Raw genomic sequence first — 26,324 nt, 5'->3', positions numbered from 1 at the left:
AACACACGCGGCGCCTTGAACCATTCGAGGAAATCGGCGCGCGGGCTGAGCTCGATCCAGTCGAAGCCGAGTTCCTTCACTTTGGCCGGGAGGGCTTCGAGGCTGCTAAAACGGTGCATGTGGGGGTCGATGGCGATTTTCATCGGTCTTGATCCTTCTCAATGTTTCAATTGGATGGCGGCGGCGGATGGTCGTCATGACCGGCCATGTAATTTTCCACCTCTGCGCTTAGATCGGCGAGCGCTTCACCACCGGCCATCAGATCAGTGATTTCCTCGCGGGATTTCTCGCCCTTGCGGAAGTTGGCGGCGACCGCGCCACGGATAAGCACGGCGAAATGGTCGCCGACGGCGATGGCATGGGTGACCTGATGGGTGATGAAGATCACCGCTATCCCGCGCTTGCGCGCTGCCAGCACAATGCGCAGAACGTGGGACGCCTGTTTCACGCCCAGCGCTGCCGTCGGCTCGTCAAGGATGAGAACACGTGCGCCAAAATGCACCGCGCGGGCGATGGCGAGCGATTGCCGTTCGCCGCCGGAGAGCCCGCCGATTAGGCGGTCGCCGTCATCGATGCGGGTGATACCGAATTCCTGCACGGCCTTGACGGCGATTTCATTGGCTTTCTTGCGGTCGTAAATCCGGAAGGGCCAGAAACCTTTGGTCGGTTCGGCGCCAACGAAGAAGGAGCGGCCGATGCTCATCAACGGAAAGGTTCCGCCGAACTGATGAACAGTGGAAATCCCCATGCGCTGTGCGTCGCGCGGCCCGTCGAAATTGATCGGCTTTCCATCCATCAACAATTCGCCTGAGCTGGGCTGGTATACGCCAGCCAGCGTCTTGATCAGCGTGGATTTTCCAGCGCCATTGTCTCCCAGCAGGCACAGCACCTCGCCCGCGCGCACCTTCAGCGAGATATCGTGCAGAACATCGATGGGGCCGAAGGATTTATTGACACTCTTAAGTTCGAGAATGGGTGTCGTCATCGTCCGTCCTCACTTCTTCTTCGGTGAATAGGTGAGCGCCATGACGCGGAAGGTGTTGTTCATCAGCACCGCCAAGAGCAGCATGACGCCGATGATGAGGCTTGACCAGTTGCGGTCGAAGGCGGTGAAATAAATGCCCTGATTGACGATGGCGAAGGTGATGGTGCCGAGAAAAATGCCAATCACCGAACCGAAGCCGCCGGTCAGCAACACCCCGCCCACGACGACCGCGATGATGGAGTTGAAGATGAAGGTCATGCCCGCCGAGACTTGGGCGACATTGAACAATATGGCCTGACAGACACCGACGAAGGAGGCGCTGACAGAGGAAAGGACGAAAAGCGTCACCGTCAACTTGTCGGTGGGAATGCCGGCGTTGCGAGCGCTCACCCGGTCTCCGCCCATGGCGAAAATCCAGTTTCCGAAAGGCGAATAGTGGACGTAGAAGATATAGATTGCCGTCAGCAGCAGCCACCAGATGATACTGACCTGAAAACTGCCGCCGATGAACTGTCCGAACAGGAATTTGGCGATTGGGCCGGATTGGGCCGGACTTAGCGCCACACTGGTCGTTCCAGTCAGCAGCACCGAAAAACCGAGGATCAGACCCTGCACGGCAAAGAGCGTGCCGAGCGTCACGATCAAGGATGGCACCACGGTTCTTATGACCAGAAAGCCATTGATCAGCCCGACAAGTACACCAAGGCAAAGCGCGCCGATGATGCCGAGCCAGATCGGCATGCCGTAATAACCGGAGATAATGGCGACCGTCAGCGCGCCGGCCGGGATCATTGCGCCGATGGAAATATCCAGCTCGCCGGAAATCATCAGCAACCCGACGGGAATGGCGACGATACCAAGATTGGCAGCGACATTCAGCCAGCTTGCGGCGCCGGCGGGTTTCAGAAATTCGATGCTGCCGAAGACAACAAAGAAGGCAAGAACAAAAACAAGGCCGAGAAAGGCGCCCGATTCCGGACGGCGCAAAAGGTCGCCCAACGAGAGATTTTTCACGTCGTTCACTCCATTATTAGTCAAAGGTTTCGAGGCGGTGTCCTTTGCCCGTCAGGTCCCGATCCCCGGTACGGCGGGGGTCGGGGCAGGGCGTGTCTCACCGCTCAGCGCACACCCTTGGCGACGCCGGCAAGCGTGGCTTCGATGTTGGATTTGTCGACGATGCTCGGTCCGGTCAGCAGCGGGGCGGTCGGCAGATCGGTGCCGAAATCGATGGCCGAGGCCAGAAGCGTCACCGCCAGCAGCGATTGCAGGTAGGGCTGCTGGTCGATTGCGAAACCCTGCGTTCCGTCCTTGATCCGGTCGAGGCCGGACTGGTTGAGATCGAAAGTGCCGAGCAGGGCGGTTTCGGTTTTGCCGGCCTGCATGACGCCGATGGCGGCCGAATCCGCGTCACCTGCCGAAATGGTAAGGACGCCGTCGATCTTGCCGTCCTGAAGCAGCGTGGCCTTGATCGCTTCGGCGACGGCGGTGGCATCGCCGAAGCTGGTGGCGGGAAGCGGCAGCTGCTTGCCGGTGCCGCCGGCCTTGGTGATGCCGTCAAGGACCCCTTTGCATCGTGCTTCGAGATTGGCGGCGCCAGGAACGGTGTTGACACAGATAACGTTCTTTTTGCCCTGCCTGGCGAAATATTCGCCGCCGGCCACACCGGCCAGATATTCATCGGAGCCGACATAATTGATCGCGCCAAGTTCCCTGGCCTTCTCGTGCCCCCCGGCATTCATGAGAATGACCTTGATGCCGGCATTGATGGCTTCCCGGATCGCTGGGTCCTCGCCTTCCGGAACCCAGTTCGGAATGACGAGGCCGTCGACCTTCTGACTGATGGCGGTCTGGATCAGCTGCACCACATCGGGTGCAAAGTTGTCGTAGGTTTGCAGGCGGAGATAGTTGACCTTGCCACCATTCGCCTCGACCACGAGGCGTGCGTCGTCGACACCTTTTTTGATGAGGTTCCAGAACGCATCGTCATTCTTGCCGCCGACAACGGCGATATTGGCCGCAAACGCACCGGATGCCATCACAAGCGACGCAGCGCCCGCGACCAGAAATTTCCTGAAAAATGCCATTGTTTCCTCCCTGCCCATTCTCCCAACGGGCTCTCATGATGGGATGATTTATATCTTTCATTTTCATAAGAATGGAATTTATATTTCATTTAATGTTGCATTTCGTATCATTATATGTCATTCAGCAATGATAGGATTGTGAGGCGCCATGAACCGACCGACCATCACCGATCTTGCGAAGGCCGCGGGCGTCAGCATCTCCACGGTGAACCGGCTGCTGCACGGTTCGACCGCCGTGCGACAGGATACGATCGACCAGATTCTCAAGGCGGCGGAGGAAATCGGTTTTTATGGTCTCGGCACCATCAAGGACCGTCGTCGCGAGGCTATGCCTCACCACAGGCTCGGCTTTCTGATGCAGCAATCCCACCGGCCGCTCTATCGGCTTTGGGCGGAAGGGATCATTGCCGCCGCACGCCAGCGGCCGGATAGCATTATCGAGCCGGACGTTGTTTTCGAGGACGATCTTTCGCCGGAGGCCGTCTCCGCCAATCTCCTGAAGATGGGGCAATCCTGCAGCGCAATCGCGGTGGTGACGGCCGACCACCCGCTTGTCAGCCAGGCGATCGACGAACTGCGGGGCAGGGGCGTTCCCGTGGTGACTTATGTGTCCGATCTGTCCGCGGCGAGCCGGGCGGGCTTTGTCGGGACCGATAGCTGGAAACGCGGCCGCACGGCGGCGTGGTTCCTTAGCCAGACGGTGAAGGGCGAGGGAACGGTCGTGCCGCTGATTGGCAGCAATCGTTACCAGTGTCAGGATGTTTCTGATGCGAGTTTTCGCTCCTATATGCGGGAGAACACCCCCGAGCTTCAGGTCGCGGAAACGCTGCTGACCCACGAGGAGCCGGAAAATGCCTATGTCATCGTTCGGGACATGATTGCTGCCGAACACGGGCTCAGGGGGATTTATGTCAATGGCGGCGGCATATCTGGTGTTCTGCGCGCACTTCGAGAACTGCCTGTCGAGCGGCAGCGCGGCATAAAAATCATCTGTAACGATATCGGCCCGGAAACGCGCAAGGGCCTCAACGAAGGGCTGATCACCGCATCGCTGCCGCTTCCCCTCGACAGGATGCCGCAGCAGTTGATCGACGTAATGTTACGGCGCATCGAAAACGGTGGTTCGTCCTCCGTCGAACAGCGGATTGTGCCCTTCGAAATCCTGACACCCGAAAGCATCTGGACCTAGCTCGGCATGCTCACCGGAATTTGGAGGCTCATCCGGGCAAGATCGTCCACGGGCTTTCGGCAAAAGCGCACAGCATGATGACTGGACGGAGCGTCGCCTCGAGGCGGCTCCGCACCATGTCGCCAGCGCGATTGCGGAAACCGTTCTCATCGCCCACAAGACCGGCAGAGAGTAACCTCTTCCACATCCTGTTCAGCCAGATTTCTACCGCAGCAGTCAACCCGCGTCGGCGCGTATCCCTGCATGCGTGGTCTGCAGTATTTCCCGCGCAGCAGCCACCAAGTTGTTGAGCGGCCGGTCGTCACGGTAAAAGGGCACTGTCGTCCGGATACGCTGGTGGAGCGTATCGGTGCCGGGTGCACGGCCGGCTTTGTCTGGCTGCATGTCGTAAGCCTGCGCCGCGCTCATGATCTCGATCGCCAGAATGGTTTCCAGATTGCCGATGATCGAAAGTGTCTTGTCGGCAGCGGCGGTGGCATGAGTGAGTATGTCCTCCTGCAGAGCGGAGGTGATGCCGCCATCGAGGCTGGCGGGAACGGCAAGGCGGCGATTTTCTGCGGCAAGCGCTGCGGCCGTGTACTGGATGATCATGAAACCGGAACAGACACCGTCACTTTCTGCCAGAAAGGCAGGCAGCCCGCTGACAAGCGGGTTGACGAGCCGGTCGATACGGCGCTCGGAAATCGCGGCAAGTTCGGCTGCGGCCGTTGCCAGCCCATCCATGGCAAGCCCGAGTGCCGCGCCAACTGCATGGGCCTGGGAATGGACCTCGGGCGCCTGCGGCGTGCCGGTGACAACAGGATTATCCGTGACGCTCGCAAGCTCGCGGTTCACGACGTCGGCGATCTGCGCGACGCTATCCCGAACGGCGCCATGCACCTGCGGCACGGCGCGCAGGCTGAGCGGATCCTGCGTGCGCGATCCGGCCGACCGGGCAAGAAGCGGGCTTCCGGCCAGGAGTTGGCGCAGGTTTTTACCGACGGTCTGGATGCCGGGCGAGGCGCGTAGCGCAAGCGGCTCTGCGGCGAAGGGGTCCGCCTGTGCGCCTAGATTTTCATAGCTCATAGCAGCTGCCGCATCGGCCCAGTCGATAAGGGAAGTGGTGCGGGCAAGTGCGAGGCTGGCGAGACCGGTGGCGCAGGGTGTGCCGTTGACGAGGCTTAGCCCTTCCTTTGCCTGCAGGACCATGGGTTCGAGGCCGAGCTTTTCCAGCCCTTGTCTGCCGCTGATCAATTCGCTCCCGTGGCGGGCCTCGCCCTCGCCGATCAGCAGGAGGCCTATGGCCGCGGCATGGGTGAGGTAACCCACCGACCCCTTCGAGGGAATGACGGGAAGAATATCGCCATTCAGCAGGGCCAGCAGCGCTTCAACCGTTTTGACCTGCACGCCGGAGTAACCATGCGCGAAGTTGTTGATCTGGGCAGCCATGATGGCGCGCGTTTCTTCGCGCCCGAGCGGTTCTCCGACGCCGCAGGAATGGCTGAGCAGGATGTTTCGGGAGAGGGCCTGCTGTTGCGGAATATCCACGATCACATCGCAGAGCGCACCGACACCCGTGTTGATGCCGTAACCGCGCACGCGTTTTTCGACGAGTGCATCGACGATGGCGCGCGCCTTGGCAATACGCTGCCACGCCGCATCCGACAGGGAAAGCGTCGCACCCTTTGCGACAGCGGCGATCTCTTGCCAGGTAAGGGGACGATCGATGGTGATCGTATCAGCCATGCTGGGCTTCCCCCGCACCTGCGCGGCGCTCCACGAAACGGGCGACATAGTCGTTTGCGGGGCTGTTGAGGATCTGGTCCGGTGTTCCCACCTGCACCAATTTTCCGTCCTTCAGAATCGCGATCTGCGCACCGATGCGGAGCGCCTCGTCAAGATCGTGGGTGATGAAGACGATGGTCTTGTGTAGGTTCTTTTCGAGCTGGAGCAACTGGTCCTGCATGTCGGCGCGTATCAGCGGGTCGAGCGCTGAAAAGGCCTCGTCCATCAGGATGACATCGGTATCGGCCGCCAGCGCGCGGGCGAGACCCACACGCTGTTTCATGCCGCCGGAAAGCTGGTGGGGAAACTTGTCCTCGTAGCCTGAAAGGCCGACAGTCTCGATCCACTTCATGCCGATGGGCCGTGCGTCGGCCTTGGTCAGCCCGCGCACGCGCTGGCCATAAACGACGTTCTGCAAGACGGTGCGGTGCGGCATCAGGCCGAAATTCTGGAACACCATGCTGACGCGCCGGTTGCGGAAATCCCGCAGCTCCTTCGCCCTGAGGGCGAGAACATTGTCGTCTCCGACGAGAATCTCGCCGCTCGTCGGCTCGATAAGACGGTTGATGTGGCGCACCAGCGTCGACTTGCCGGAGCCGGAGAGGCCCATGATCACGAAAATGCGGCCGCCCGCTATATCGAGGCTGACATTGTCGAGGCCGACGCTGCATCCCGTCTTCGCCAGGATTTCGCTCTTTTCCGCGCCCTGCTGCGCCATGGCGAGCGCAGCCTTCCAGTTGCCGCCGAAGATCTTGGACACGTTGCGGATATGGATGTCAGTCATTGCCCATTTCCTTCCGGCTGGATCGGCCAAAACCCTGGGTGATACGATCGAGCACGATTGCGAGAATAACGATGCCGAGACCTGCTTCGAGGCCCTTGCCGACATCAAGCGTCTGGATACCGTTCAGCACCTGCTCGCCAAGGCCGCGCGCGCCGATCATCGAGGCGACGACGACCATGGAGAGCGCCATCATGATCGTCTGGTTGAGACCGGCCATGATCGTAGGTGTGGCAAGCGGCAATTCGACGCCGAAAAGAATCTGTCTAGGGCTGCCGCCAAAGGCGGTCGCCGCCTCCACCACTTCCCGGTCCACCTGCCGGATGCCGAGATCGGTCAGGCGGATCAACGGCGGCACGGCATAAACGATGGTGGCAAGTACGGCCGGAACCTTGCCGAGGCCGAACAGCATGATGGCGGGGATGAGATACACGAAGCTCGGCATGGTCTGCATCACATCGAGGATCGGCAGGGTGATACGCCGGGCCCATTCGCTTTTGGCAAGCAGGATACCCATTGGCACGCCGATGACGATGGAGATGAGGCTGGCAATCAGCATCAGCGCCAGCGTCTGCATCGTCAGATCCCAGAGGCCGAGCGCACCGACGATGAAAAGCATCACCGCCACCATGATGACGAGCGAAATCTTTTTCGCCGCGAACCAGGCGAGCACCAGAAAGACCAGAAAAATGACCCACCACGGCAGACCGCGCAGCGCCCATTCCACGAAGAGGATCGCCTGCAGGATCGTCTGTGAGATCGCCTTGAAAAGGTAGCCGTAGTTCACCACCAGCGAACGCACGATCTCATTGATCGGGCCGCGGATGGAAATATGGAAAACTTCAGGAAACATTGGTGTAGTCCTCGCGCCTGCCGACCCCATTTCCGGGAGCCGGCCCCTGTCCTGACGGGAAAATGCGCGCCGGAAGTCCGGCGCGCCTGCGATGTTTACTTAACGGCGGCTTCGATACGCGCCTTGGCATCCGCAGAAACCCAGCTGCTCCAGATATCGGCCTTGGTCTGAAGGAAGGTCTTGGCGGCGGCTGTCGCATCGACCTGCTTGTCCGTCATGTAGGCGAGGCTGGCGTTGATTTCCGTCAGCGGGAAGGTTGCCTTTTCAAGGATAGCGATGATCTCAGGCGCTTCCTTGGCAAAGGTGCTGTTCACGCCATAGGCCACCTCGACGGAGGGGAAGGCGCAACCGGCGTCGCGCTTTCCATCCGCGCTTGTCAGTTCCTTCCAGCAGGCGTCGCTATAGGCCGGCTCCTGCAGCTGGACGAGCTTGTATTTGCCCATGATTGCCGTGGGGCTCCAGTAGTAGAACAGCATCGGCTCGCCCTGGAGATAGGCGGCGGCAATTGCGGCATCGAGCGCAGTGCCGGTGCCCGGGCGGAAGTTCACATAGTTTGCTTCCAGCTTGTATGCCTGCAGCTTGGCGGTGTTGACGCCTTCGCAGGTCCAGCCCGACGGGCAATTGAGGAAGCGGCCCTTGGTAGGCTCTTCCGGGTCCTTGAACAGTTCGACGATCTTCGGATCGGAAAGCCGGTCGACGCTCTTCAGGTCCGGAGCTTTGGCTTCGATGCCTTTTGCGGGGTCGCCCTTGATCAGATATTCCGGCACGAACCAGCCTTCGGCGGCGCCGACGAAGGTCTTGCCAACTGACGTGACCTGGCCTGCTTCCGCAGCCTTGTTCCAGACGTCGGAGCGGCCGATCCATTCTTCAGCGAAGATCTGCACGTCATTATTGGCGGTTGCCTGTTCCAGCGTCACGGAGTTGCCGGGAATGGAATCGACCTTGCAATCATAGCCCTTGGAAAGGATTTCCTTCATGACTTCGGTGATGAAAGCGCCGCTTTCCCAGTCGATGCCGGCGAAGGTGATGGTCTTTCCTGCGCTGCAATAGCCTTCCGCCTTGGCCGCGCCTGCGGACGCTCCCATGATGAGCGCGGTGGTGGCCAGCGCGATTTTCAGTTTTGAATTCAGCATTGCATTCCCCTTTTGGTTTGATGATTGGCAATTTGCTGGCATGCGTGAACCGGGCGCGCCCTGGGCAGGTGTTTGCCCCTGAGCCCGGTGGTCATTGATGCATTTCATATCCCGTCAAAATCGGCGGCCGGGCGCTCGTCGAATCAATATGGAATTCGATGTTCACCTCGAAGCGGCGTGCCGGAAGTTCACTATACAACTTTGGGAAATTCGCATGGGGTGCGCGTATCGGCGACTTTGGGTCGAACGCGCCTGCGGCTGGCCGGTTCTGAAAAGGATGAGCTTTCAGCGCATATTGCCCAAGCGAGCCTTCAAATACAGCTTTAACTCCAGCATGGCAGCTGCTGCCCTTGCGCTGAGCGGGCATTTGAATATCGCCCCGACCGTCGGCGGGAGACTTGCGGCTGCCAGAGATCGAGTCTTCGCTCGCCATTATTTTCCCCTCAAGTTGTATATGTAACTTCACACATTTGCGAAAGACAAGCAAGATAGGATGTGATAATTTTGTGCTTGCGCGGATTCTGGCTGCGTTTTGTGCAGTCGCCCGATTTTTAGGAGTTTTAATGCTGCCCGTCATCGAAAGCGAGTTTTCTGTCTCGGGCGATCGCTCCTCCCTGCCGCTGTATGAGCGGGTGAAAGAACAGATCAAGGAAAAGATCGCCAGCGGAGAGTGGTTGACGAACCACAGGATACCCTCAGAAAACGAGATGGTCGACATGCTGGGTGTCAGCCGCATGACGGCAAACCGCGCCTTGCGGGAGCTGGCAACCGAGGGGGTGATTGTTCGCGTGCAGGGGCGCGGGTCTTTCGTTGCTCCTAAAAAGCGAAGCGCCGGCATGATGGGCGTGCGTAACATCGCCGACGAGATCAAGGAGCGCGGTTCAACCCATCGGCCAAGCCTGATCCTCGCCCAGACGGAAGTTTGCGGTCCGGATCTCGCAACGGCGCTCGAGATCGCCGTGGGAGCGAAAGTTTTCCACTCCATCATCGTGCACCATGAAGATGACGTGCCGATCCAGCTCGAAGATCGCTTCGTCAATGCGGAGATCGCTCCGGATTATCTGATGCAGGATTTCAATACGCTCACGCCGAATGCCTATCTGACGGCGGCGGCACCTATTTCCCGGACCGAGCAGTTCATCGAGGCGGCGTCGCCCCAGCCCTGGGAATGCAAGCTGATGGCCATCAGCCGAAACGAGCCCTGCCTTCTCGTGCGCCGCAGAACCTGGTCGTCGAGCCGTGCCGTCACGTCCGTGCGGCTGCTCTATCCCGGTTCCCGATACCGGCTTGAAAGTCAGGAATAGAGGTCTGCAGCCGCGTGCAGTGATGCCTATGCCAGCAGCCCGCGCATGATCAGTTCGAGATGAATCTTCAGAACGGCCTGCCTGTCTAAAATGCGCCGGTCGTTGAAAATCAGCCGAAACACCAATGTTCCGACCATGGGCGACATCACGACCTTGGCGAGTTCGGGGGGATTGGCCCTGAACCTTTTTTTCGCCACGCCTTCCTCGAGGATCGTATTGATGCGCTCGAAGACCGGCGCCATCAACGTGTCATGATGCTGGTCGATGAGATCGGGGAATTTTGCGCCTTCCGCAAGGATGAGGCGGAACAGTTCCCGCATTTTCTTGTTGTCGACGAGTGCGTCGAACATGAATTCCAGTAACAGGCGCAGCTCCTCGACGGGGTCGTCGGATGTATGCGCATAGGCCTTGAACGCTTCCTGGAATGGCTGGGAGGCGTGCTTGACCATTGCCTCGAAGAGCGCCTCCTTGGTTTCGAAATAGACGTAGACCGTTCCTTTCGTCACACCCACCCGTTCCGCGATGTCTTCTACCCGTGTCGCGGTAAATCCCCTTTTGGTGAATTCCTCGAATGCGGCATCGAGAATTTGCAACGGACGTTGTATCTTCTGTTCAGCACGTGTCAGTTTTGCTTTCGCCATGGCCCCGGATCCCTTTGTTTTTTCGGCGCGTGCCCTTCTGTCCGTCGCGATAGGCGGAAATGAGAGATGGTTTGCCTATAGCACCGTCGCAAAAACCGGAATGGATTTTTGTGAAGGCGCGCGCATGCTTCAATATGCCGGAACATTGCCGATGCGCCCGCAAGGATATGCCGGACGAAGTGGAATGATCATTCGGGAGGTTGGCCTGATGTTCCGGACAGATCCCCGATCGGCGGCATAAGAATTTCATTGACTATTCAGTCAGTCAAATATTATAGGATGAGGCGAAGATCAAGAGGTCACCATGAAAACCATCCTTATCGCGGCGGCGCTTGGCGGCATTTTCGCCCTGTCGTCCTGTAGCAATGAAGAGCCGCCTGCCGAAAAGCCGCTGCGCACCGTCGGCGTGGTCACGGCTGAGAAGAAGCCCGTCGATCGCGGCAGCGTCATAACGGGTGAAGTGAGAGCAAGGGTCCAGACGGACCTGTCTTTCCGGGTCAGCGGCAAGATCACCGAGCGGCTGGTGGATGTGGGTACACGGGTCAAGACCGGGCAATTGCTTGCCCGCATGGATCCTGAAGAGCAAAAGGCCGATCTCGATGTTGCGCTCGCCAACCTGCAATCCGCAGAAGCGCAGCAGACGCAGGCGCAATTGACGTTCGACCGTCAGCAAAGCCTGTTCAGGACGCAGGTGACCTCGCGTTCAGCGGTCGACAAGGCCCAGGAAACCCTGCTCACCACGCAGGGCGCGGTGAGATCGGCGCAGGCGCAGCTCGACACGGCGCGGGATGCCCTGTCCTACACCGAACTCAGGGCCGATGCGGACGGCGTGATCACGGCGCGCAATGTCGAAGTCGGCCAGGTGGCGCAGGCCGCCCAGCTTGTCTTCACACTGGCGCATGACGGGCCGCGCGATGCGGTCTTCGATGTCTATGAATCCCTGTTTCTCGAGCGCGACATCGACAATCTCGTCAATGTCAGCCTCCTGTCGGATCCCACCCGCAGCGTTGCGGCGCCATTGCGGGAGATTTCTCCGACGATCGACCCCGACAATGGAACGATCAGGGTCAAGGTGGGTCTGAACGGTGATCTGACCATGCCGCTCGGGGCGCCTGTATCCGGCCATTTCCGCTTCAAGCAGGTCGATGCGATTGAGCTTCCGTGGTCGGCGATGACGTCGCAGGACGGCTTTCCCGCCGTCTGGGTGGTCGATCCGCAATCCTCGGAAATCGCCATGCGGCGCGTCGAGGTCGCTGACTACGAGACCGGTCAGTTCGTCATCGCGCAAGGACTTAATCCCGGCGATCTCGTTGTCACCGTCGGGACCAAATTTCTCCGCACCGGTGAAAAAGTCGCCTATGAAAAGGGGCAGGCACAATAATGTCCAGTATATACAGAAGCTTGTTTTTGGTGGCTGTGGCGATTGCGGTCTCCTCCTGCGAGGAGAAGCAGGAAGCCGCCGCCGAGGCGCCGCGTCCGGTGCTTTCCGTCGTCGTGGAAGAGAAGCCCGCCGATGCGCTGCGGCTGACCGGCACGGTGGAATCGCGTATTCAGACCGATCTCGGTTTTCGTGTTCTCGGTCGGATCATCGCCCGCAATGTCGATGTGGCCGATCTGGTCAAGAAAGGCGACGTGGTCGCGTCGATCGATCCGCTGGCGCTCGAGCTTGCGGTGAAGAGTGCGCAATCCGATCTTTCCAATGCGGAAGCGCAGCTGGCCAACGCGGTCACGACGGAACAGCGTCAGCGCGTGCTGGCTGAAGCCCGCAGCGGCACGGAAGCCGCACTGGAAGAAGCCGAACAGGCAACACGCACCGCCAACGCCGCCGTCGCCAAGGCCCGCGCCAATCTGGACAAGGCCGAGGAGCAGCTGGGTTATGCGCAGCTGCATGCGGAATTTGACGGCGTGGTGACGGCAACCTCAGGCGAAATCGGTCAGGTTGTTTCGGCCGGCCAAACGGTCGTGACGATTGCCCGGCCGGAAGTGCGCGATGTGGTGGTCGATGTTCCGCAATTTGCGGCGCAGCGGCTCGAGATCGGTTCCGCCTTCGAGATCGCCCTGCAGCTTGACCCGAAAATCCGCACCACCGGCGTGGTGCGCGAGATCGCTCCGGAAGCCGAAACGGCAACGCGCACGCGCCGCACGAAGATCAGCCTGCAGGATGCGCCGCCGGCATTCAGGCTGGGTTCCGTCGTCACGGCCTCGGTGCTTGCCGCATCCGAACCGCAGATCATGCTTCCCGCATCAGCCCTGCTGAAAACAGATAATGGGTGGGGTGTCTGGATCGTCAATGCCGACAAGGCAACGGTGACGTTGCGCCCTGTCACGATAGAAGGTGAGCCGACTGAGGGCGGCAGCGTGCGTATCACCGACGGCGTCAAGCCCGGCGAGCGCGTCGCTAGCGCCGGTGTTCACAAGCTCAAGGATGGACAGGCCATCAGGATCGATCAGGAGGTCCGTCAGTGAAGAAATTCAATCTCTCCGACTGGGCGCTCGAACACCGTTCGCTCGTCTGGTACTTCATGCTGGTCTTCGTTCTCGCCGGCGTTTTCTCCTATCTCAACCTCGGCCGTGAGGAAGATCCGAACTTCACCATCAAGACGATGGTGATCAGCGCGCAATGGCCCGGCGCTTCCGCGGAGGAAGTGGCCCGGCAGGTGACCGACCGGATCGAGAAGAAGCTCGAGGAGCTCGACAATCTCGACCATCTGCGCAGCCAGACGGTGGCTGGCCGCACCACAATCTTCGTGGAACTGGTGCCGGAAACCAAGGCACGCAATGTCGAACCGACCTGGGTGCGGGTGCGCAACATGATCGGCGACATCAAAGGGGAGTTTCCCTCCGGCGTGGTCGGCCCCTTCTTCAATGACCGTTTCGGAGATGTCTATGGCAATATCTACGCCTTCACCAGCGATGGTCTCAGCCAGCGGCAATTGCGCGACCTGGTGGAGGATGCCCGTGCAAAGGTGCTGACCGTCGACAATATCGGCAAGGTCGATGTCATCGGCGCGCAGGACGAGACGATCTATCTGGAGTTCTCCACGCGGCAGATCGCAGCCCTCGGCATCGATCAACAGTCGATCATCAAGACGCTGCAATCCCAGAACGCCGTCACGCAATCCGGCTTCGTTAATGCCGGGCCTGAGCGTGTGGCGCTGCGCGTCAGCGGCCAGTTCACCTCTGAAGACAGCCTGCGGTCCATCAATCTGCGGGTCAACAACCGGTTCTTCCCGCTGACGGAAGTGGCGACGATCAGGCGCGGTTATGTCGATCCGCCGTCATCGCTGTTCCGTTTTAACGGCCAGCCGGCTATCGGCCTTGCGATCGGCATGAAAACCGGCGCGAACCTGCTGCATTTCGGCGAGGCGCTGGATGCACAGATGAAGCGTGTGGTGGCGGATCTGCCTGTTGGTGTCGATGTGCATCGTGTGTCCGATCAGCCGGCCGTGGTCGATGAAGCGGTCTCCGGCTTCACCTCGGCGCTGTTCGAGGCGATTGCAATCGTTCTCGTCATAAGCTTCATCAGCCTTGGCCTCAGAGCCGGCATGGTGGTTGCCGTTTCCATTCCGCTCGTGCTGGCGATCACCTTCGTCTACATGGAATACACAGGCATTTCGCTGCAACGTATCTCGCTCGGCGCCCTTATCATTGCGCTCGGGCTTCTCGTCGACGATGCGATGATTGCCGTCGAGATGATGGTCGCGCGGCTCGAGGTCGGAGACGATCTCAGAAAAGCGGCGACCTATGTTTACACCTCCACCGCTTTCCCGATGCTGACGGGCACGCTGGTCACCGTGGCAGGCTTCATTCCGGTCGGTCTCAACAACTCCGCGGCGGGTGAATTCACCTTCACGCTTTTTGTGGTGATCGCCGTTTCGCTCATCGTATCGTGGATCGTCGCCGTCCTTTTCACGCCGCTTCTCGGCGTCACGATCCTGCCGAAGACGATGAAATCGCACCATGAAAAGAAGGGCCGGTTCGCCTCCGCCTTTTCCTGGCTCCTCGGGCGGGCGCTGCGCTGGCGCTGGGTGACGATCATCCTCACCATTGCCCTCTTCGGCCTTTCCGTCGGCGGCATGAGCCTCGTGCAGCAGCAGTTCTTCCCGTCATCCGACCGTGTGGAGTTGATCGTCGACTGGAACCTGCCGCAGAACAGCTCGATTGCCGAAACCAACCGGCAGATGGCGCAGTTCGAGCAGGAAATGTTGGCGAAAAATACGGATATCGACCATTGGACGACCTATGTCGGCGAAGGCGCACCGCGTTTCATCCTGTCCTTCGACGTGCAGACACCTGACGTCACCTTCGGCCAGACGGTCATCGTCACCAAGGGGCTGGATGTGCGCGACAAGGTGCGTGCCGAGCTGCAGGATTATCTGGACCGGACATTCATCGGCACCGACGCCTTCGTGAAATTGCTCGATATCGGTCCTCCCGTCGGGAAACCGGTCCAATATCGCCTGAGCGGTCCTGATATCCAGAAGGTCCGCGAACTCGGTCAGCAATTGTCCGGTATCGTCGGTGAACATCAGCTGCTCTCGAACCTCGTGATGGACTGGAACGAGCCGACGCGCGTGGTGAAGGTCGATGTCATCCAGGACAAGGCCCGGCAGCTCGGCGTCTCCTCGGAAGATATCGCCAATGCCATGAACAGCATTGTCGAGGGTTCTACCGTGACCCAGGTCAGGGACGATATTTACCTCGTCAACGTGGTGGCGCGCGCGCAACTGGCAGAGCGGGGGTCCATCGAGACATTACAGAACCTGCAACTGCCGGCGACAAACGGCAAGGCCGTGCCGCTCTCGGCGATTGCCAATTTCCGCTACGAACTGGAGCAGCCGACCATCTGGCGTCGTGACAGGATCCCGACAGTCACCGTCAAGGCCGCGATTATCGGCCCAACACAGCCAGCCACGATCGTGGAGCAGCTGAAGCCGAAACTCGAGGCTTTCGAGAAAACGCTTCCCGTCGGTTACAAGATGGAAGTCGGTGGCTCCGTGGAATCCAGCGCGGATTCGCAGGCTCCGATCGTTGCCGTGGTGCCCTTGATGCTGTTTGCGATGGCGACGATCCTGATGGTTCAGCTGCAAAGCTTCAGCCGGCTGTTCCTGGTCTTCGCCGTCGCGCCGACGGCCTTGATCGGCGTCGTGGTGGCGCTGCTCTTCTCCAATGCGCCGATGGGCTTCGTTGCCATTCTCGGCGTGCTGGCGCTGATCGGTATCCTGATCCGCAACTCGGTCATTCTGGTGGTGCAGATCGAGCATCTGAGAAGCGAAGGGGTCTCGGCATGGCATGCCGTCATCGAGGCGACCGAGCACCGCATGCGGCCGATCATGCTGACGGCGGCGGCCGCCACCCTTGCCCTCATCCCCATCTCCCGGGAGATATTCTGGGGTCCGATGGCCTATGCGATGATGGGCGGCATCGTGGTGGGTACGGCGCTCACGCTGCTTTTCCTCCCCGCGCTCTATGTCGCTTGGTTCCGCATTCCGCGTGAGGATGACAAGCCGGAGGGAACAGAAATCAAGGCGTGACATCGGTGCGGGGCGAGGGTACGGCGTCGTTGTCCCCTCGCTCCAACAAAAATATCCACCGTCGTTGTTCCCGCGGTCAGGATAATGTTAGGAAGGTCGGCTTAGCTGCGAGAGCGGCGGCCGTCCTTTTGCGTTTGGACGGTTGTCTGGTTTTGCGTTGATATTGCGGACATATTGAGAGTGCGGAGGGTTTAAAGATGGGCGGGTTGTCGGATTGGCTTGCGGATGGGCAGCCGATCAATCGCAAGAATGCCGCAGAAGCGGTGTTCGATGATATCCGTTCCGCCATCACCTCGGGGCAGCTTGCGGTCGGCATCCGGCTGCCTTCGGAAGCCCATCTGGCAGCGCGATATGGCGTCAGCCGGCCGATCATTCGCGAGGCGCTGCGCTCGCTCCAGACCCTGGGGTTGACGCAGACCCGCACTGGAAGCGGCACCTATGTGATGACGCCGACGCCACCTTCCGAATTAAATTACGGCGCCTATTCCGCCCGCGATCTGATCGAGGCCCGCCCCTTCATCGAGGTGCCGGCAGCCGGTTGGGCGGCGTTGAGGCGGACCGATGCCCAGCTGGAGGTCTTGCTTGACCTCTGTGATCGGATGGAAGCCGAAGAAAGGCCGCATCCCTGGGTGCTGCTGGATGGGCAGTTTCATTGCGCCATTGCGGAAGCCTCGGCCAACAGGCTGTTCGCCAAGGTGGTGGCCGATGCGCGCGAAGCCCTATCCCAGCAATCCGAGATGGTGAACCTGATGGCCGGCCGCCGCGTCGCGTCGAATTTCGAGCACCGCCGGATCGTCGAGGCGATCCGGCGGGGTTCAGCGCCAGAGGCGCGGGAGGCGATGGAGCTTCACCTTGGGCAGGTGAAGCAGGTGGTGACGACGATCATTGGCGAAGATCGGCTTCGCCAGCCGTGACGGCAGGCAGGTTGGCAAGGTGTCGCGGGCTCAGCGCCTGCTGCAATTGCGCATCGGTGAGATAACCGCGCTCCAGAACCACCTGTGGCACCGTGCGGCCGCTGGCAAGCGCTTCCTTGGCTACTTCCGTTGCCGCATAATAACCGATCAGCGGGTTGAGCGCGGTGGCGAGACCGATCGATTCTTCCACGCGCTGCGCCATGATGGCCGGATTGGCCACGATGCCGTCGACGCAGCGTTCCGCCAAGGTGCGGCAGGCGGCGCTGAGCTGGCTGATGCTCTGTGAAAGCGCGCGCACGATGATCGGCTCGAAGGCGTTGAGCTGCAGCTGCCCGGCTTCGGCGGCCATGGTGATGGTGATGTCGTTGCCGATCACCGCATAGGCCACCTGGTTGACCACTTCGGGAATGACCGGGTTGATCTTGCCCGGCATGATGCTGGAACCCGCCTGAACCGAGGGCAGGGTGATTTCGCCGATCCCGGCGCGCGGGCCGGAAGAGAGCAGGCGAAGGTCGTTGCAGGTTTTCGACAGCTTCACGGCGACGCGCTTCAGCACGCCGGAGAGATGCACGAAGGCGCCGGGGTCCTGTGTGGCCTCGATCAGGTCGGCGGCCGTTACCAGCGGTCGTCCGGTCAGTTCCGCCAGATGCTGGCAGGCGAGCGCCGCATAACCGCGCGGTGCATTCAGCCCGGTGCCGATGGCGGTGGCGCCGAGATTGATCTCGTGCAGCAATGCCGCGGATTCGATCAGGCGCGCCTGATCTTCGCCGAGCATCACCACGAAAGTGCGGAACTCCTGGCCGAGCGTCATCGGCACGGCATCCTGCAATTGCGTGCGTCCGATCTTGATGAAGCCGGCAAATTCCTGCGCCTTGCGGTCGAAAGCGTCCTTCAGAACGCCCATGGAAGCCGCCAGATCGTCGATCGCCTCGATCAGTCCGACATTGATTGCGGTCGGATAGGCGTCGTTGGTCGATTGGCTGAGATTGACATGATCATTCGGGTGAAGGCGGGCATAGTCGCCTTTTTCGTGGCCAAGCAGTTCCAACGCGCGGTTGGCGATGACCTCATTGGCATTCATGTTGGTGGAGGTGCCGGCTCCGCCCTGAATTTCATCCACCACGAATTGCTCATGCAACGCGCCGGCGCGGATTTCGCGGCAGGCCTCGGCGATGGCTTCCATTCGTTCGGTGTCGAGCAGGCCGAGCTCGTGATTTGCGCGTGCCGCCGCCTCCTTCACATAGGCCAGTCCCCGGACGAGATAGGGGTTGTGGCCAATGGTCACCCCGGTGATCTTGAAGTTTTCCACAGCGCGCGCGGTGTGCACGCCCCAATAGACATCCGCGGGAATTTCCTTCGTTCCGAGCAAATCATGCTCCCTGCGCGTCACGCTCACTGTGTCCTCCACTGGCTTTAAGCGTTGCAAAATCTGTAAAGCTGTCTTACAGATTTGATGACCATATTCCCAAGGAGGGGGAAGGTCAATATTGCCCGGTGGCTCTTGACGAAAGCCAGTCTCTGCAATTAAGAGGGCAAAAATCTGTCATGCAGCTTTACAGCATGCGCGCATTCGCTGGCCATATTTCCAGCCTTGGGGACGACGCCAGTTCCACTTTGATTTCCGGCTTATTGCCGATTACAAGCGTTTTATCGGGAGGATAAATCCATGCATTCTGGAAAAACGGCACCCGCCGAACGTGAGGTCTTCATCGAAGAGGACCTCGGTTACCATAAGGCCTTGAAGCCGCGCCAGATCCAGATGATCGCCATCGGCGGCGCTATCGGCACGGGCCTCTTTCTGGGTGCGGGCGGGCGTCTAGCGCAGGCCGGTCCGGCGCTGGTTTTCGTTTACGCGCTCTGCGGTTTCTTTGCATTTCTGGTGCTGCGCGCGCTAGGCGAGCTTATCATGCATCGCCCGAGTTCCGGTTCCTTCGTCTCCTACGCCCGCGAGTTCTACGGCGAGAAGATGGCCTTCGCGGCCGGCTGGATGTATTGGCTGAACTGGGCCATGACCTCTGTGGCCGATGTGACCGCCGTCGCCCTCTACATGAATTTCTTCAAGCAATACGTGCCGTGGCTGGCGGGTATCGATCAGTGGGTGTTCGCGATGACGGCACTGGTCGTCGTGCTGGCGATGAACATGCTGTCGGTGAAGGTCTTCGGCGAGCTGGAATTCTGGTTCAGCCTGATCAAGGTGCTCGCGCTTGCCATTTTCCTCGTCGTTGGCGTCTATTTCGTCATTTTCGGCACACCCATCGAAGGCCACGTTACCGGCTTCAGCCTCATTACGGATAATGGCGGCTTCTTCCCGAATGGCATTCTTCCAGCCTTCGTCATCATACAGGGCGTGGTGTTCGCCTATGCCTCGATTGAGCTGATCGGCACGGCGGCGGGCGAAACTGAGGACCCGCGCAAGGTCATGCCGCGCGCCATCCGCGCCGTGGTCCTGCGTCTCGTCGTGTTTTATGTCGGCTCGGTACTGCTGTTCACGCTGCTTTTGCCCTACACCGCTTACAAGGCCGGCGAGAGCCCGTTCGTCACCTTCTTCGGTTCCATCGGCGTTGAGGGTGCCGATGTGATCATGAACCTCGTCGTTCTGACCGCCGTGCTGTCCTCGCTCAATGCCGGTCTTTATTCCACCGGCCGCATCCTGCATTCCATGGCGGTTTCCGGCTCTGCTCCGGCGGCGCTGGCGAAGATGAACAAGAATGGCGTGCCCTATGGCGGCATTGCGGTCACGGCCGTCGTCACCGTTCTCGGCGTGGCCCTGAATGCGGTCGTTCCCTCCGCCGCTTTCGAAATCGCGCTCAACCTGTCGGCGCTCGGCATCATCTGCGCATGGGCGGTCATCGTGCTTTGCCAGCTGAAGCTCTGGCAGCTTTCCAGGCGTGGCGAGCTTGCACGTCCGGATTTCCGCATGTTCGGCGCGCCCTACACCGGCATTCTCACGCTCATCTTCCTGTTCGGCGTGCTGGTTCTGATGGCCTTCGACTATCCCGTCGGCTCCTGGACCATCGCCTCGCTGCTCGTCATCATCCCGGCGCTCGTCATTGGCTGGTATCTCTTGCGTGAGCGCATCCACCGTCTGGCGGCCGAGCGTGCCGGTGCAGGAGCGTCGCATTGAGCGGGCAGGGCGCAACGCCTCTGGTGGCGGTCATCGCCACCGGCGGCACCATCGCCAGCCGGCGTAGCGCCGATGGCGTCAGCACGCCCAGCCTTTCGGGTGAGGACCTGCTGACGCTGGTTCCGCAAATCAGCGCCCGGCTGAAGCCGGTCGATCTGATGGCGAAGGATTCCTCCAGCCTGACATTGGCAGACATGCAGCGCATCAGCGATGCGGTGGGGGCAGAGCTTGATGATCCCGCCGTTGCCGGCATCGTGGTTCTGCATGGCACCGACGCCATGGAAGAATCCTCGCTGCTCGTGCATTTGCAGCAGGCCATCACAAAGCCGGTGGTCTTCACCGGCGCGCAGTTTACGGCAGACCATAAGGACGCGGACGGGCCGGCCAATCTGGCCCGGGCCATAGAAACAGCGCTCGATCAGGCGAATGCCGGGAAGGGCGTGCTTCTCTCCTTCGGCGGCCGCTGTCTGCCTGCCTGGGGGCTTTACAAGCTGAGCGCGGACGAGGCGGACGCCTTCCGCTCGGCCCGGCCGCTGGCTGCTGCCGCAACGCTGCGGCTTGCCGCCCCGGTAACCGATCAGCGCGTCGATATCGTCGCCATTCATCCCGGCTGTGATGCCACCCATATTGATGCAAGCCTGCAGGCGGGCGCGAAAGGTATCGTTCTTGCGGCGCTTGGTTCCGGCAACGCCAATCCGCGTATCGCCGAAGCCGTGAAGCGCTGCGCCGAACGCAACGTTCCCGTCATCGTTTCCAGCCGCGTGCCCGAAGGGCGGCTCGTGGCAAGTTACGGCGGCGGCGGCGGCGGGCATGATCTTGTCGCGGCGGGCGCCGTACATTCATCCACGCTTCGTCCGGGACAGGCCCGCATTTTGCTGGCCGCGCTGCTGGCCGATAAAAGTCCGGCGGAAACCATCATGTCCGCTTTCAGCGACAGCCCGCTCTCTTAAGTAGCGGCAGCGATGTCCGCGACCGGCGGGCGTCGAAATTCCTATAGGATTCCTATTTTATTGCCTCTGTGGCCGTCTCGAACCTTTATGCGGTTCGGGTGCATTCTTCTGTGCGGGAAGGGATGGTGTTCCCTTCTCAGCCAGAAAGATTGAAAAGCGACGTCCCACATGACGGCGCTTTTCTTCCTGTCCGGCTCCTCGAATAAAAAGGAGTCCCATCGATGATGGATGTTGTTCTGATCGGTGCAGCCACGGTGTTTTTCGCCCTCTGCTTTGCCTATACGCGCGCCTGCGACCGGCTTTAGACGGGAGGCTGCGATGACATTCGACTATATCTTGAGCGGCGCCGTCACGGTCTTTATCGCCGCCTATCTCACCTATGCTCTCATTCGCCCCGAACGTTTCTGATCGGGAAACGACGGCTATTGAAAGTTCAATACCATGACCCTCAATGGATGGTTTCAGGTCCTGCTTTTCTGCGGGATCATTTTTGCGCTGGTGAAGCCGCTCGGCTTCTATATGGCGCGTGTTTTTAATGGCGAACGCACCCTGTTGTCGCCGGTTCTCGCACCCGTCGAGCGCGGCCTTTATGCCCTTGCCGGGACAAGCGAGCGCGAGGAGCAGCACTGGACGACCTATGCCTTCTCCATGCTTCTCTTCAACCTCCTCGGTTTTGCCCTGCTCTATGCCCTGATGCGTTTTCAGGCCGTGCTGCTTTATAATCCGCAGGGAATGGCGGCGGTTGGGCCGGAACTCTCCTTCAATACGGCGGTCAGCTTCGTCACCAACACCAACTGGCAGAATTATGGCGGCGAAAGCACGCTGTCCTATCTGACCCAGATGGCCGGTCTCACCGTGCAGAACTTCGTTTCCGCGGCGACAGGCATGGCAATCGCCATCGGCCTCATCCGCGCTTTTTCACGCGCCTCCGGCAAGGCGATCGGCAATTTCTGGGTGGATATGGTCCGCTCAACGCTCTACGTGCTTTTGCCCCTCTGCATCGTGCTGACCCTCATCTATGTGTGGCTCGGCGTGCCGCAGACCCTTGGCGCCTATGTGAATGCGCAGACGCTGGAAGGCGTGCAGCAGACGATTGCCGTCGGTCCCGTGGCGTCGCAGCTGGCGATCAAGATGCTGGGCACCAATGGCGGTGGTTTCTTCAACGCCAATTCCGCGCATCCCTTTGAAAACCCCGACGCCATTTCCAACATGATCCAGATGGTGTCGATCTTCGCGATCGGCGCCGCCTTCACCAATGTTTTCGGCCGCATGGTTGGCAACCAGCGCCAGGGCTGGGCGATCCTCGCCGCCATGGGCGTTCTGTTCATCGCCGGCGTCGCCGTTACCTATTGGGCGGAAGCGGCCGGAAATCCGCTGATGCACAGCTTCGGCCTTGCTGGCGGCAATATGGAAGGCAAGGAAGTCCGTTTCGGCGTGGCGCTCTCGTCGCTCTTCGCGGTCATCACCACCGCTGCGTCCTGCGGCGCGGTCAATGCCATGCATGGCAGCTTCACGGCGCTGGGCGGTCTTGTTCCCCTCATCAACATGCAGTTGGGTGAGGTGATCGTCGGCGGTGTCGGCGCGGGCTTTTACGGCATCCTGCTCTTCATCGTCATCGCCATCTTCGTGGCGGGTCTGATGGTCGGACGCACGCCGGAATATCTCGGCAAGAAGATCGAGGCCAAGGAAATGAAAATGGCGGTTCTGGCCATTCTCTGCCTGCCGCTCGCCATGCTGGCTTTCACGGCAACGGCCACCGTCCTTCCCTCGGCCGTGGCGTCGATCGGTACGGCGGGACCGCACGGCTTCTCCGAAATCCTCTATGCCTATACCTCCGCGGCCGCCAATAACGGCTCCGCCTTCGGCGGGCTGACGGGCAATACCACCTGGTACAACATCACGCTTGGCCTTGGCATGCTGATGGGTCGTTTTCTGGTGATCATTCCGGCGCTTGCCATTGCCGGTTCGCTGGTCGCCAAGAAGACCGTCCCGGCCTCAGCCGGCACCTTCCCGACGGATGGTCCGCTCTTCGTCGGCCTGCTTGCCGGCACGATCCTGATTGTCGGTGGTCTCACCTTCCTGCCAGCGCTCGCGCTCGGCCCCGTTGCTGAACATCTTGTCATGGCGGCGGGCCAGCTCTTCTGAGGTGATGCCATGAATGACGAAAAGTCCCGAAGTAACCGCATCGTCTCCGCCCGCAAGGGCGCTCCCGGCAAGGGGAGCGCCACGCCCGGCGGCTGGTGCGCCTCCAATCTCATTCTTGCGATGATGGCGGCTCTGTTCGCCGCCGTCGTCGCTCTCGAAGTTATCACGGGCTTATCGATCCTTATCGGTCGCCCTGTTTCAAACGCTGGAGCCTCTTCATGAGCCAGTCCAAACAAGCGAGCATCCTTGATTCTCGCATTCTCGTGCCGGCCATTGCCGCCGCATTCAAAAAGCTCAACCCGCGCACATTGGCGCGCAACCCGGTCATGTTCGTGGTGGCGACAGTGTCGGTGCTGACGACAGTGCTGTTCATCCGCGATCTCATCACCGGTGGCGCCAATCTCGGCTTTTCCTTCCAGATCAATCTCTGGCTCTGGTTCACCGTGTTGTTCGCCAATTTCGCGGAAGCCGTCGCCGAAGGGCGCGGCAAGGCGCAGGCGGATTCGTTGCGCCGGACCCGCACGGAGACCCAGGCGAAACTGCTGACCGGCGATGACCGCAGCCAATATAAAATGGTGGCGGGCACCAGCCTGAAGGTGAACGATATCGTTCTCGTCGAGGCGGGCGATATCATCCCCTCCGACGGTGAGGTCATCGAAGGTGTCGCCTCCGTCAACGAGGCGGCCATCACTGGCGAATCCGCCCCCGTCATCCGCGAATCCGGTGGCGACCGCTCGGCGGTTACCGGCGGCACGCAGGTGCTGTCGGACTGGATCAGGGTTCGCATCACTGCCGCTGCCGGTTCCACCTTTCTCGACCGGATGATTTCGCTCGTCGAAGGCGCGGAACGCCAGAAGACGCCGAACGAGATCGCGCTCAATATCCTGCTGGCCGGCATGACGCTGATCTTCGTTCTGGCCACAGCCACCATTCCGAGTTTCGCGGCCTATGCCGGAGGTTCGATCCCGATTATCGTGCTGGTGGCACTGTTCGTGACGCTCATCCCGACCACCATCGGTGCGCTTCTGTCCGCCATCGGCATCGCCGGCATGGACAGGCTGGTGCGTTTCAATGTGCTGGCCATGTCCGGCCGCGCCGTCGAGGCGGCCGGCGATGTGGATACGCTGCTGCTCGACAAGACCGGCACCATCACCCTTGGCAACCGTCAGGCGACCGAGTTTCGTCCCGTTGCCGGCGTTTCCGAGCAGGAACTGGCCGATGCGGCGCAGCTTGCCTCCCTTGCCGACGAAACGCCGGAAGGCCGCTCGATCGTGGTTCTGGCCAAGGAAAAATACGGTATCCGCGCCCGCGACATGCAGAAACTCCATGCGAATTTCGTACCTTTCACCGCCCAGACCCGCATGAGCGGTGTCGATTTCGAAGGTGCTTCCATTCGCAAGGGCGCGGTCGACGCCGTTCTTGCCTATGTTGATGGCGGCGCTCCGCAACAGGGCAATGTGGCGCTTGCCGTTAAAACTGAAACGGACGCCACGCGCGGCATCCGGACAATTGCCGAAGAGATCGCCAAGACCGGCGGCACGCCGCTCGCCGTCGTTCGCGATGGCAAACTGCTCGGCGTTGTGCAGCTGAAGGACATCGTCAAGGGCGGCATTCGCGAGCGTTTTGCGGAGCTTCGTCGCATGGGCATCCGCACCGTCATGATCACCGGCGATAATCCCATGACGGCCGCGGCAATAGCGGCGGAAGCAGGCGTCGATGATTTCCTCGCCCAGGCGACACCGGAAAACAAGCTGGATCTGATCCGCGAGGAACAGGCTAAGGGCAAGCTTGTCGCGATGTGCGGCGACGGCACCAATGACGCTCCCGCGCTGGCCCAGGCCGATGTCGGCGTTGCCATGAACACCGGCACGGTTGCGGCCCGTGAGGCCGGCAATATGGTCGATCTCGACAGCGATCCGACCAAGCTCATAGAGATCGTCGAAATCGGCAAGCAATTGCTGATGACGCGCGGTGCGCTGACGACGTTCTCCATTGCCAACGACATCGCCAAATATTTCGCCATCATCCCGGCAATGTTCCTGGCGCTCTATCCGCAGCTTGGCGTTCTGAACGTGATGGGGCTTTCGACACCCCAGAGCGCCATCCTGTCAGCCATCATCTTCAACGCGCTCATCATCATCGCGCTGATCCCCCTGTCGCTGAAGGGCGTTAAATATCGTCCGATTGGCGCCGGCGCGCTGCTGTCGCGCAATCTGGTCATCTATGGCCTCGGCGGCATCATCGTTCCCTTCATCGGCATCAAGGCCATTGACCTCGCTATTACGGCGCTCGGTCTCGCCTGAGGAGTAAAGACAATGTTTAAACAGCTTCGTCCCGCACTGGTGCTCATCCTCGCCACCACCGCCATCACCGGCCTTGCCTATCCCTTGGGCATGACAGGTCTCGCGCAGGCGATCTTCCCCTTTCAGGCAAATGGCAGCCTGGTAGAAAAAGGTGGTGCCGTGGTGGGTTCGCAATTGATAGGGCAGGCCTTCACCGGTGAGAAATATTTCCACGGAAGGCCGTCCGCTGCCGGCGATGGTTATAATGCCGCTTCGTCTTCCGGCTCCAATCTCGGGCCGACGAGCGCCAAGCTCATCGACCGGGTGAAACAGGATTACGAGGCCGCAAAAGCCGAAAATCCGGAGGCCGAGGTTCCCGCCGATCTGGTAACGGCTTCGGGCAGCGGCCTTGATCCACATGTTTCGCCTGAATCCGCCTATTTTCAGGTTCCCCGCGTGGCCAAGGCGAGGGGCATGGATGAGGCGTCCCTGCGTAGCATCATCGAGCGCCATGTCGAAGGACCGGAACTCGGCTTCATGGGAGAGCCTGTCGTGAATGTGCTGGCACTCAACATGGCCCTTGACGCAGCCGGCTCATGAATTGAAATGGCTATGGCTTGTTCGCAAGCCATAGCCTCGAC

General features: G+C 60.4%; 23 protein-coding genes and 1 pseudogene. 13 read left to right on the top strand and 11 right to left on the bottom strand.

What is annotated here, in order from left to right:
* The 4 genes and pseudogenes from V6R85_RS12820 to V6R85_RS12805 all read right to left on the bottom strand — a co-directional run.
* Nucleotides 1–143 (bottom strand): annotated as a pseudogene (locus tag V6R85_RS12820) (sugar phosphate isomerase/epimerase); the annotation flags it as partial.
* A gap of 23 nt (nucleotides 144–166) precedes the next feature.
* Entirely contained in the window at nucleotides 167–985 is an 819-nt protein-coding gene (locus V6R85_RS12815; RefSeq protein WP_111792222.1) for an ATP-binding cassette domain-containing protein, read from the bottom strand.
* Nucleotides 986–994: 9 nt separating this feature from the next.
* The gene (locus V6R85_RS12810) at nucleotides 995–1,999 is read right to left on the bottom strand and encodes an ABC transporter permease (protein WP_165000599.1); all 1,005 of its coding nucleotides are present in this window, start codon (nucleotides 1,997–1,999) and stop codon (nucleotides 995–997) included.
* 104 nt (nucleotides 2,000–2,103) lie between these two features.
* Entirely contained in the window at nucleotides 2,104–3,069 is a 966-nt protein-coding gene (locus tag V6R85_RS12805; RefSeq protein ID WP_111794510.1) for a substrate-binding domain-containing protein, read from the bottom strand.
* A gap of 148 nt (nucleotides 3,070–3,217) precedes the next feature.
* Between V6R85_RS12805 and V6R85_RS12800 the strand changes: the two genes are divergently transcribed.
* A complete protein-coding gene (locus V6R85_RS12800; RefSeq protein WP_003506068.1) occupies nucleotides 3,218–4,258 on the top strand; it encodes a LacI family DNA-binding transcriptional regulator in 1,041 nt (346 codons plus the stop codon).
* 216 nt (nucleotides 4,259–4,474) lie between these two features.
* Here V6R85_RS12800 and V6R85_RS12795 read toward each other — a convergent pair whose 3' ends face one another.
* The 5 genes from V6R85_RS12795 to V6R85_RS12775 form a co-directional block, all read right to left on the bottom strand.
* Nucleotides 4,475–5,983, bottom strand: coding sequence for an HAL/PAL/TAL family ammonia-lyase (locus V6R85_RS12795; RefSeq protein ID WP_111792225.1), 1,509 nt, complete (start codon nucleotides 5,981–5,983; stop codon nucleotides 4,475–4,477).
* Nucleotides 5,976–6,806 (bottom strand): quaternary amine ABC transporter ATP-binding protein, encoded by an 831-nt coding sequence (locus V6R85_RS12790; RefSeq protein ID WP_060723118.1) that lies wholly within the window; start codon nucleotides 6,804–6,806, stop codon nucleotides 5,976–5,978. Before V6R85_RS12790 ends, V6R85_RS12795 begins: the two co-directional genes overlap by 8 nt.
* Complete coding sequence (locus tag V6R85_RS12785; RefSeq protein WP_003506072.1) at nucleotides 6,799–7,656, bottom strand: ABC transporter permease; 858 nt, start codon at nucleotides 7,654–7,656, stop codon at nucleotides 6,799–6,801. The genes V6R85_RS12790 and V6R85_RS12785 overlap by 8 nt, the downstream gene beginning before the upstream one ends.
* A 95-nt stretch (nucleotides 7,657–7,751) precedes the next feature.
* Entirely contained in the window at nucleotides 7,752–8,789 is a 1,038-nt protein-coding gene (locus tag V6R85_RS12780; RefSeq protein WP_336377069.1) for an ABC transporter substrate-binding protein, read from the bottom strand.
* Between the two features lie 91 nt (nucleotides 8,790–8,880).
* Entirely contained in the window at nucleotides 8,881–9,222 is a 342-nt protein-coding gene (locus V6R85_RS12775; protein WP_262576982.1) for a hypothetical protein, read from the bottom strand.
* A gap of 130 nt (nucleotides 9,223–9,352) precedes the next feature.
* Here V6R85_RS12775 and hutC point away from each other — a divergent pair, with 130 nt between their 5' ends.
* Nucleotides 9,353–10,093 (top strand): histidine utilization repressor, encoded by a 741-nt coding sequence (gene hutC, locus V6R85_RS12770; RefSeq protein WP_020012277.1) that lies wholly within the window; start codon nucleotides 9,353–9,355, stop codon nucleotides 10,091–10,093.
* A gap of 26 nt (nucleotides 10,094–10,119) precedes the next feature.
* On the opposite strand, the gene V6R85_RS12765 is transcribed toward hutC, so the two are convergent.
* Nucleotides 10,120–10,734: a TetR/AcrR family transcriptional regulator gene (locus V6R85_RS12765; protein ID WP_003506076.1), complete on the bottom strand. Its 615-nt coding sequence runs from the start codon at nucleotides 10,732–10,734 to the stop codon at nucleotides 10,120–10,122.
* Between the two features lie 304 nt (nucleotides 10,735–11,038).
* Between V6R85_RS12765 and V6R85_RS12760 the strand changes: the two genes are divergently transcribed.
* The 4 genes from V6R85_RS12760 (at nucleotide 11,039) to V6R85_RS12745 (ending at nucleotide 17,182) form a co-directional block, all read left to right on the top strand.
* Nucleotides 11,039–12,115, top strand: a complete 1,077-nt coding sequence (locus tag V6R85_RS12760; RefSeq protein ID WP_112293150.1) for an efflux RND transporter periplasmic adaptor subunit — start codon at nucleotides 11,039–11,041, stop codon at nucleotides 12,113–12,115.
* Nucleotides 12,115–13,200 carry an efflux RND transporter periplasmic adaptor subunit gene (locus tag V6R85_RS12755; RefSeq protein WP_087746083.1) on the top strand — a complete coding sequence of 362 codons (1,086 nt, stop codon included), beginning with the start codon at nucleotides 12,115–12,117 and terminating at the stop codon, nucleotides 13,198–13,200. The genes V6R85_RS12760 and V6R85_RS12755 overlap by 1 nt, the downstream gene beginning before the upstream one ends.
* Nucleotides 13,197–16,268, top strand: coding sequence for an efflux RND transporter permease subunit (locus V6R85_RS12750; RefSeq protein WP_020808555.1), 3,072 nt, complete (start codon nucleotides 13,197–13,199; stop codon nucleotides 16,266–16,268). The genes V6R85_RS12755 and V6R85_RS12750 overlap by 4 nt, the downstream gene beginning before the upstream one ends.
* 197 nt (nucleotides 16,269–16,465) lie before the next feature.
* Nucleotides 16,466–17,182, top strand: a complete 717-nt coding sequence (locus V6R85_RS12745; protein ID WP_003506080.1) for a FadR/GntR family transcriptional regulator — start codon at nucleotides 16,466–16,468, stop codon at nucleotides 17,180–17,182.
* On the opposite strand, the gene V6R85_RS12740 is transcribed toward V6R85_RS12745, so the two are convergent.
* The gene (locus tag V6R85_RS12740; RefSeq protein WP_223567300.1) at nucleotides 17,151–18,578 is read right to left on the bottom strand and encodes an aspartate ammonia-lyase; all 1,428 of its coding nucleotides are present in this window, start codon (nucleotides 18,576–18,578) and stop codon (nucleotides 17,151–17,153) included. The genes V6R85_RS12745 and V6R85_RS12740 overlap by 32 nt on opposite strands.
* Before the next feature lie 270 nt (nucleotides 18,579–18,848).
* Between V6R85_RS12740 and V6R85_RS12735 the strand changes: the two genes are divergently transcribed.
* The 7 genes from V6R85_RS12735 (at nucleotide 18,849) to kdpC (ending at nucleotide 26,283) form a co-directional block, all read left to right on the top strand.
* Nucleotides 18,849–20,306 carry an amino acid permease gene (locus V6R85_RS12735; protein ID WP_003506083.1) on the top strand — a complete coding sequence of 486 codons (1,458 nt, stop codon included), beginning with the start codon at nucleotides 18,849–18,851 and terminating at the stop codon, nucleotides 20,304–20,306.
* Nucleotides 20,303–21,256 (top strand): asparaginase, encoded by a 954-nt coding sequence (locus V6R85_RS12730; protein WP_003506085.1) that lies wholly within the window; start codon nucleotides 20,303–20,305, stop codon nucleotides 21,254–21,256. The genes V6R85_RS12735 and V6R85_RS12730 overlap by 4 nt, the downstream gene beginning before the upstream one ends.
* Before the next feature lie 318 nt (nucleotides 21,257–21,574).
* Nucleotides 21,575–21,664: a K(+)-transporting ATPase subunit F gene (kdpF, locus tag V6R85_RS12725; protein ID WP_003506089.1), complete on the top strand. Its 90-nt coding sequence runs from the start codon at nucleotides 21,575–21,577 to the stop codon at nucleotides 21,662–21,664.
* Between the two features lie 33 nt (nucleotides 21,665–21,697).
* Nucleotides 21,698–23,401 carry a potassium-transporting ATPase subunit KdpA gene (gene kdpA / locus V6R85_RS12720; RefSeq protein ID WP_336377068.1) on the top strand — a complete coding sequence of 568 codons (1,704 nt, stop codon included), beginning with the start codon at nucleotides 21,698–21,700 and terminating at the stop codon, nucleotides 23,399–23,401.
* Between the two features lie 9 nt (nucleotides 23,402–23,410).
* Nucleotides 23,411–23,623: a hypothetical protein gene (locus tag V6R85_RS12715; RefSeq protein ID WP_153315088.1), complete on the top strand. Its 213-nt coding sequence runs from the start codon at nucleotides 23,411–23,413 to the stop codon at nucleotides 23,621–23,623.
* Nucleotides 23,620–25,704: a potassium-transporting ATPase subunit KdpB gene (gene kdpB / locus V6R85_RS12710; protein ID WP_153315090.1), complete on the top strand. Its 2,085-nt coding sequence runs from the start codon at nucleotides 23,620–23,622 to the stop codon at nucleotides 25,702–25,704. The genes V6R85_RS12715 and kdpB overlap by 4 nt, the downstream gene beginning before the upstream one ends.
* 12 nt (nucleotides 25,705–25,716) lie before the next feature.
* Nucleotides 25,717–26,283, top strand: coding sequence for a potassium-transporting ATPase subunit KdpC (gene kdpC / locus V6R85_RS12705; protein ID WP_003506097.1), 567 nt, complete (start codon nucleotides 25,717–25,719; stop codon nucleotides 26,281–26,283).
* Nucleotides 26,284–26,324: the final 41 nt, after the last annotated feature.

Source organism: Agrobacterium sp. CCNWLW32 (assembly GCF_037083425.1).
GTDB lineage: Bacteria > Pseudomonadota > Alphaproteobacteria > Rhizobiales > Rhizobiaceae > Agrobacterium > Agrobacterium radiobacter.
Note: the sequence above shows the minus strand (reverse complement) of the source record. Positions and strands in the feature narration are given on the sequence as shown.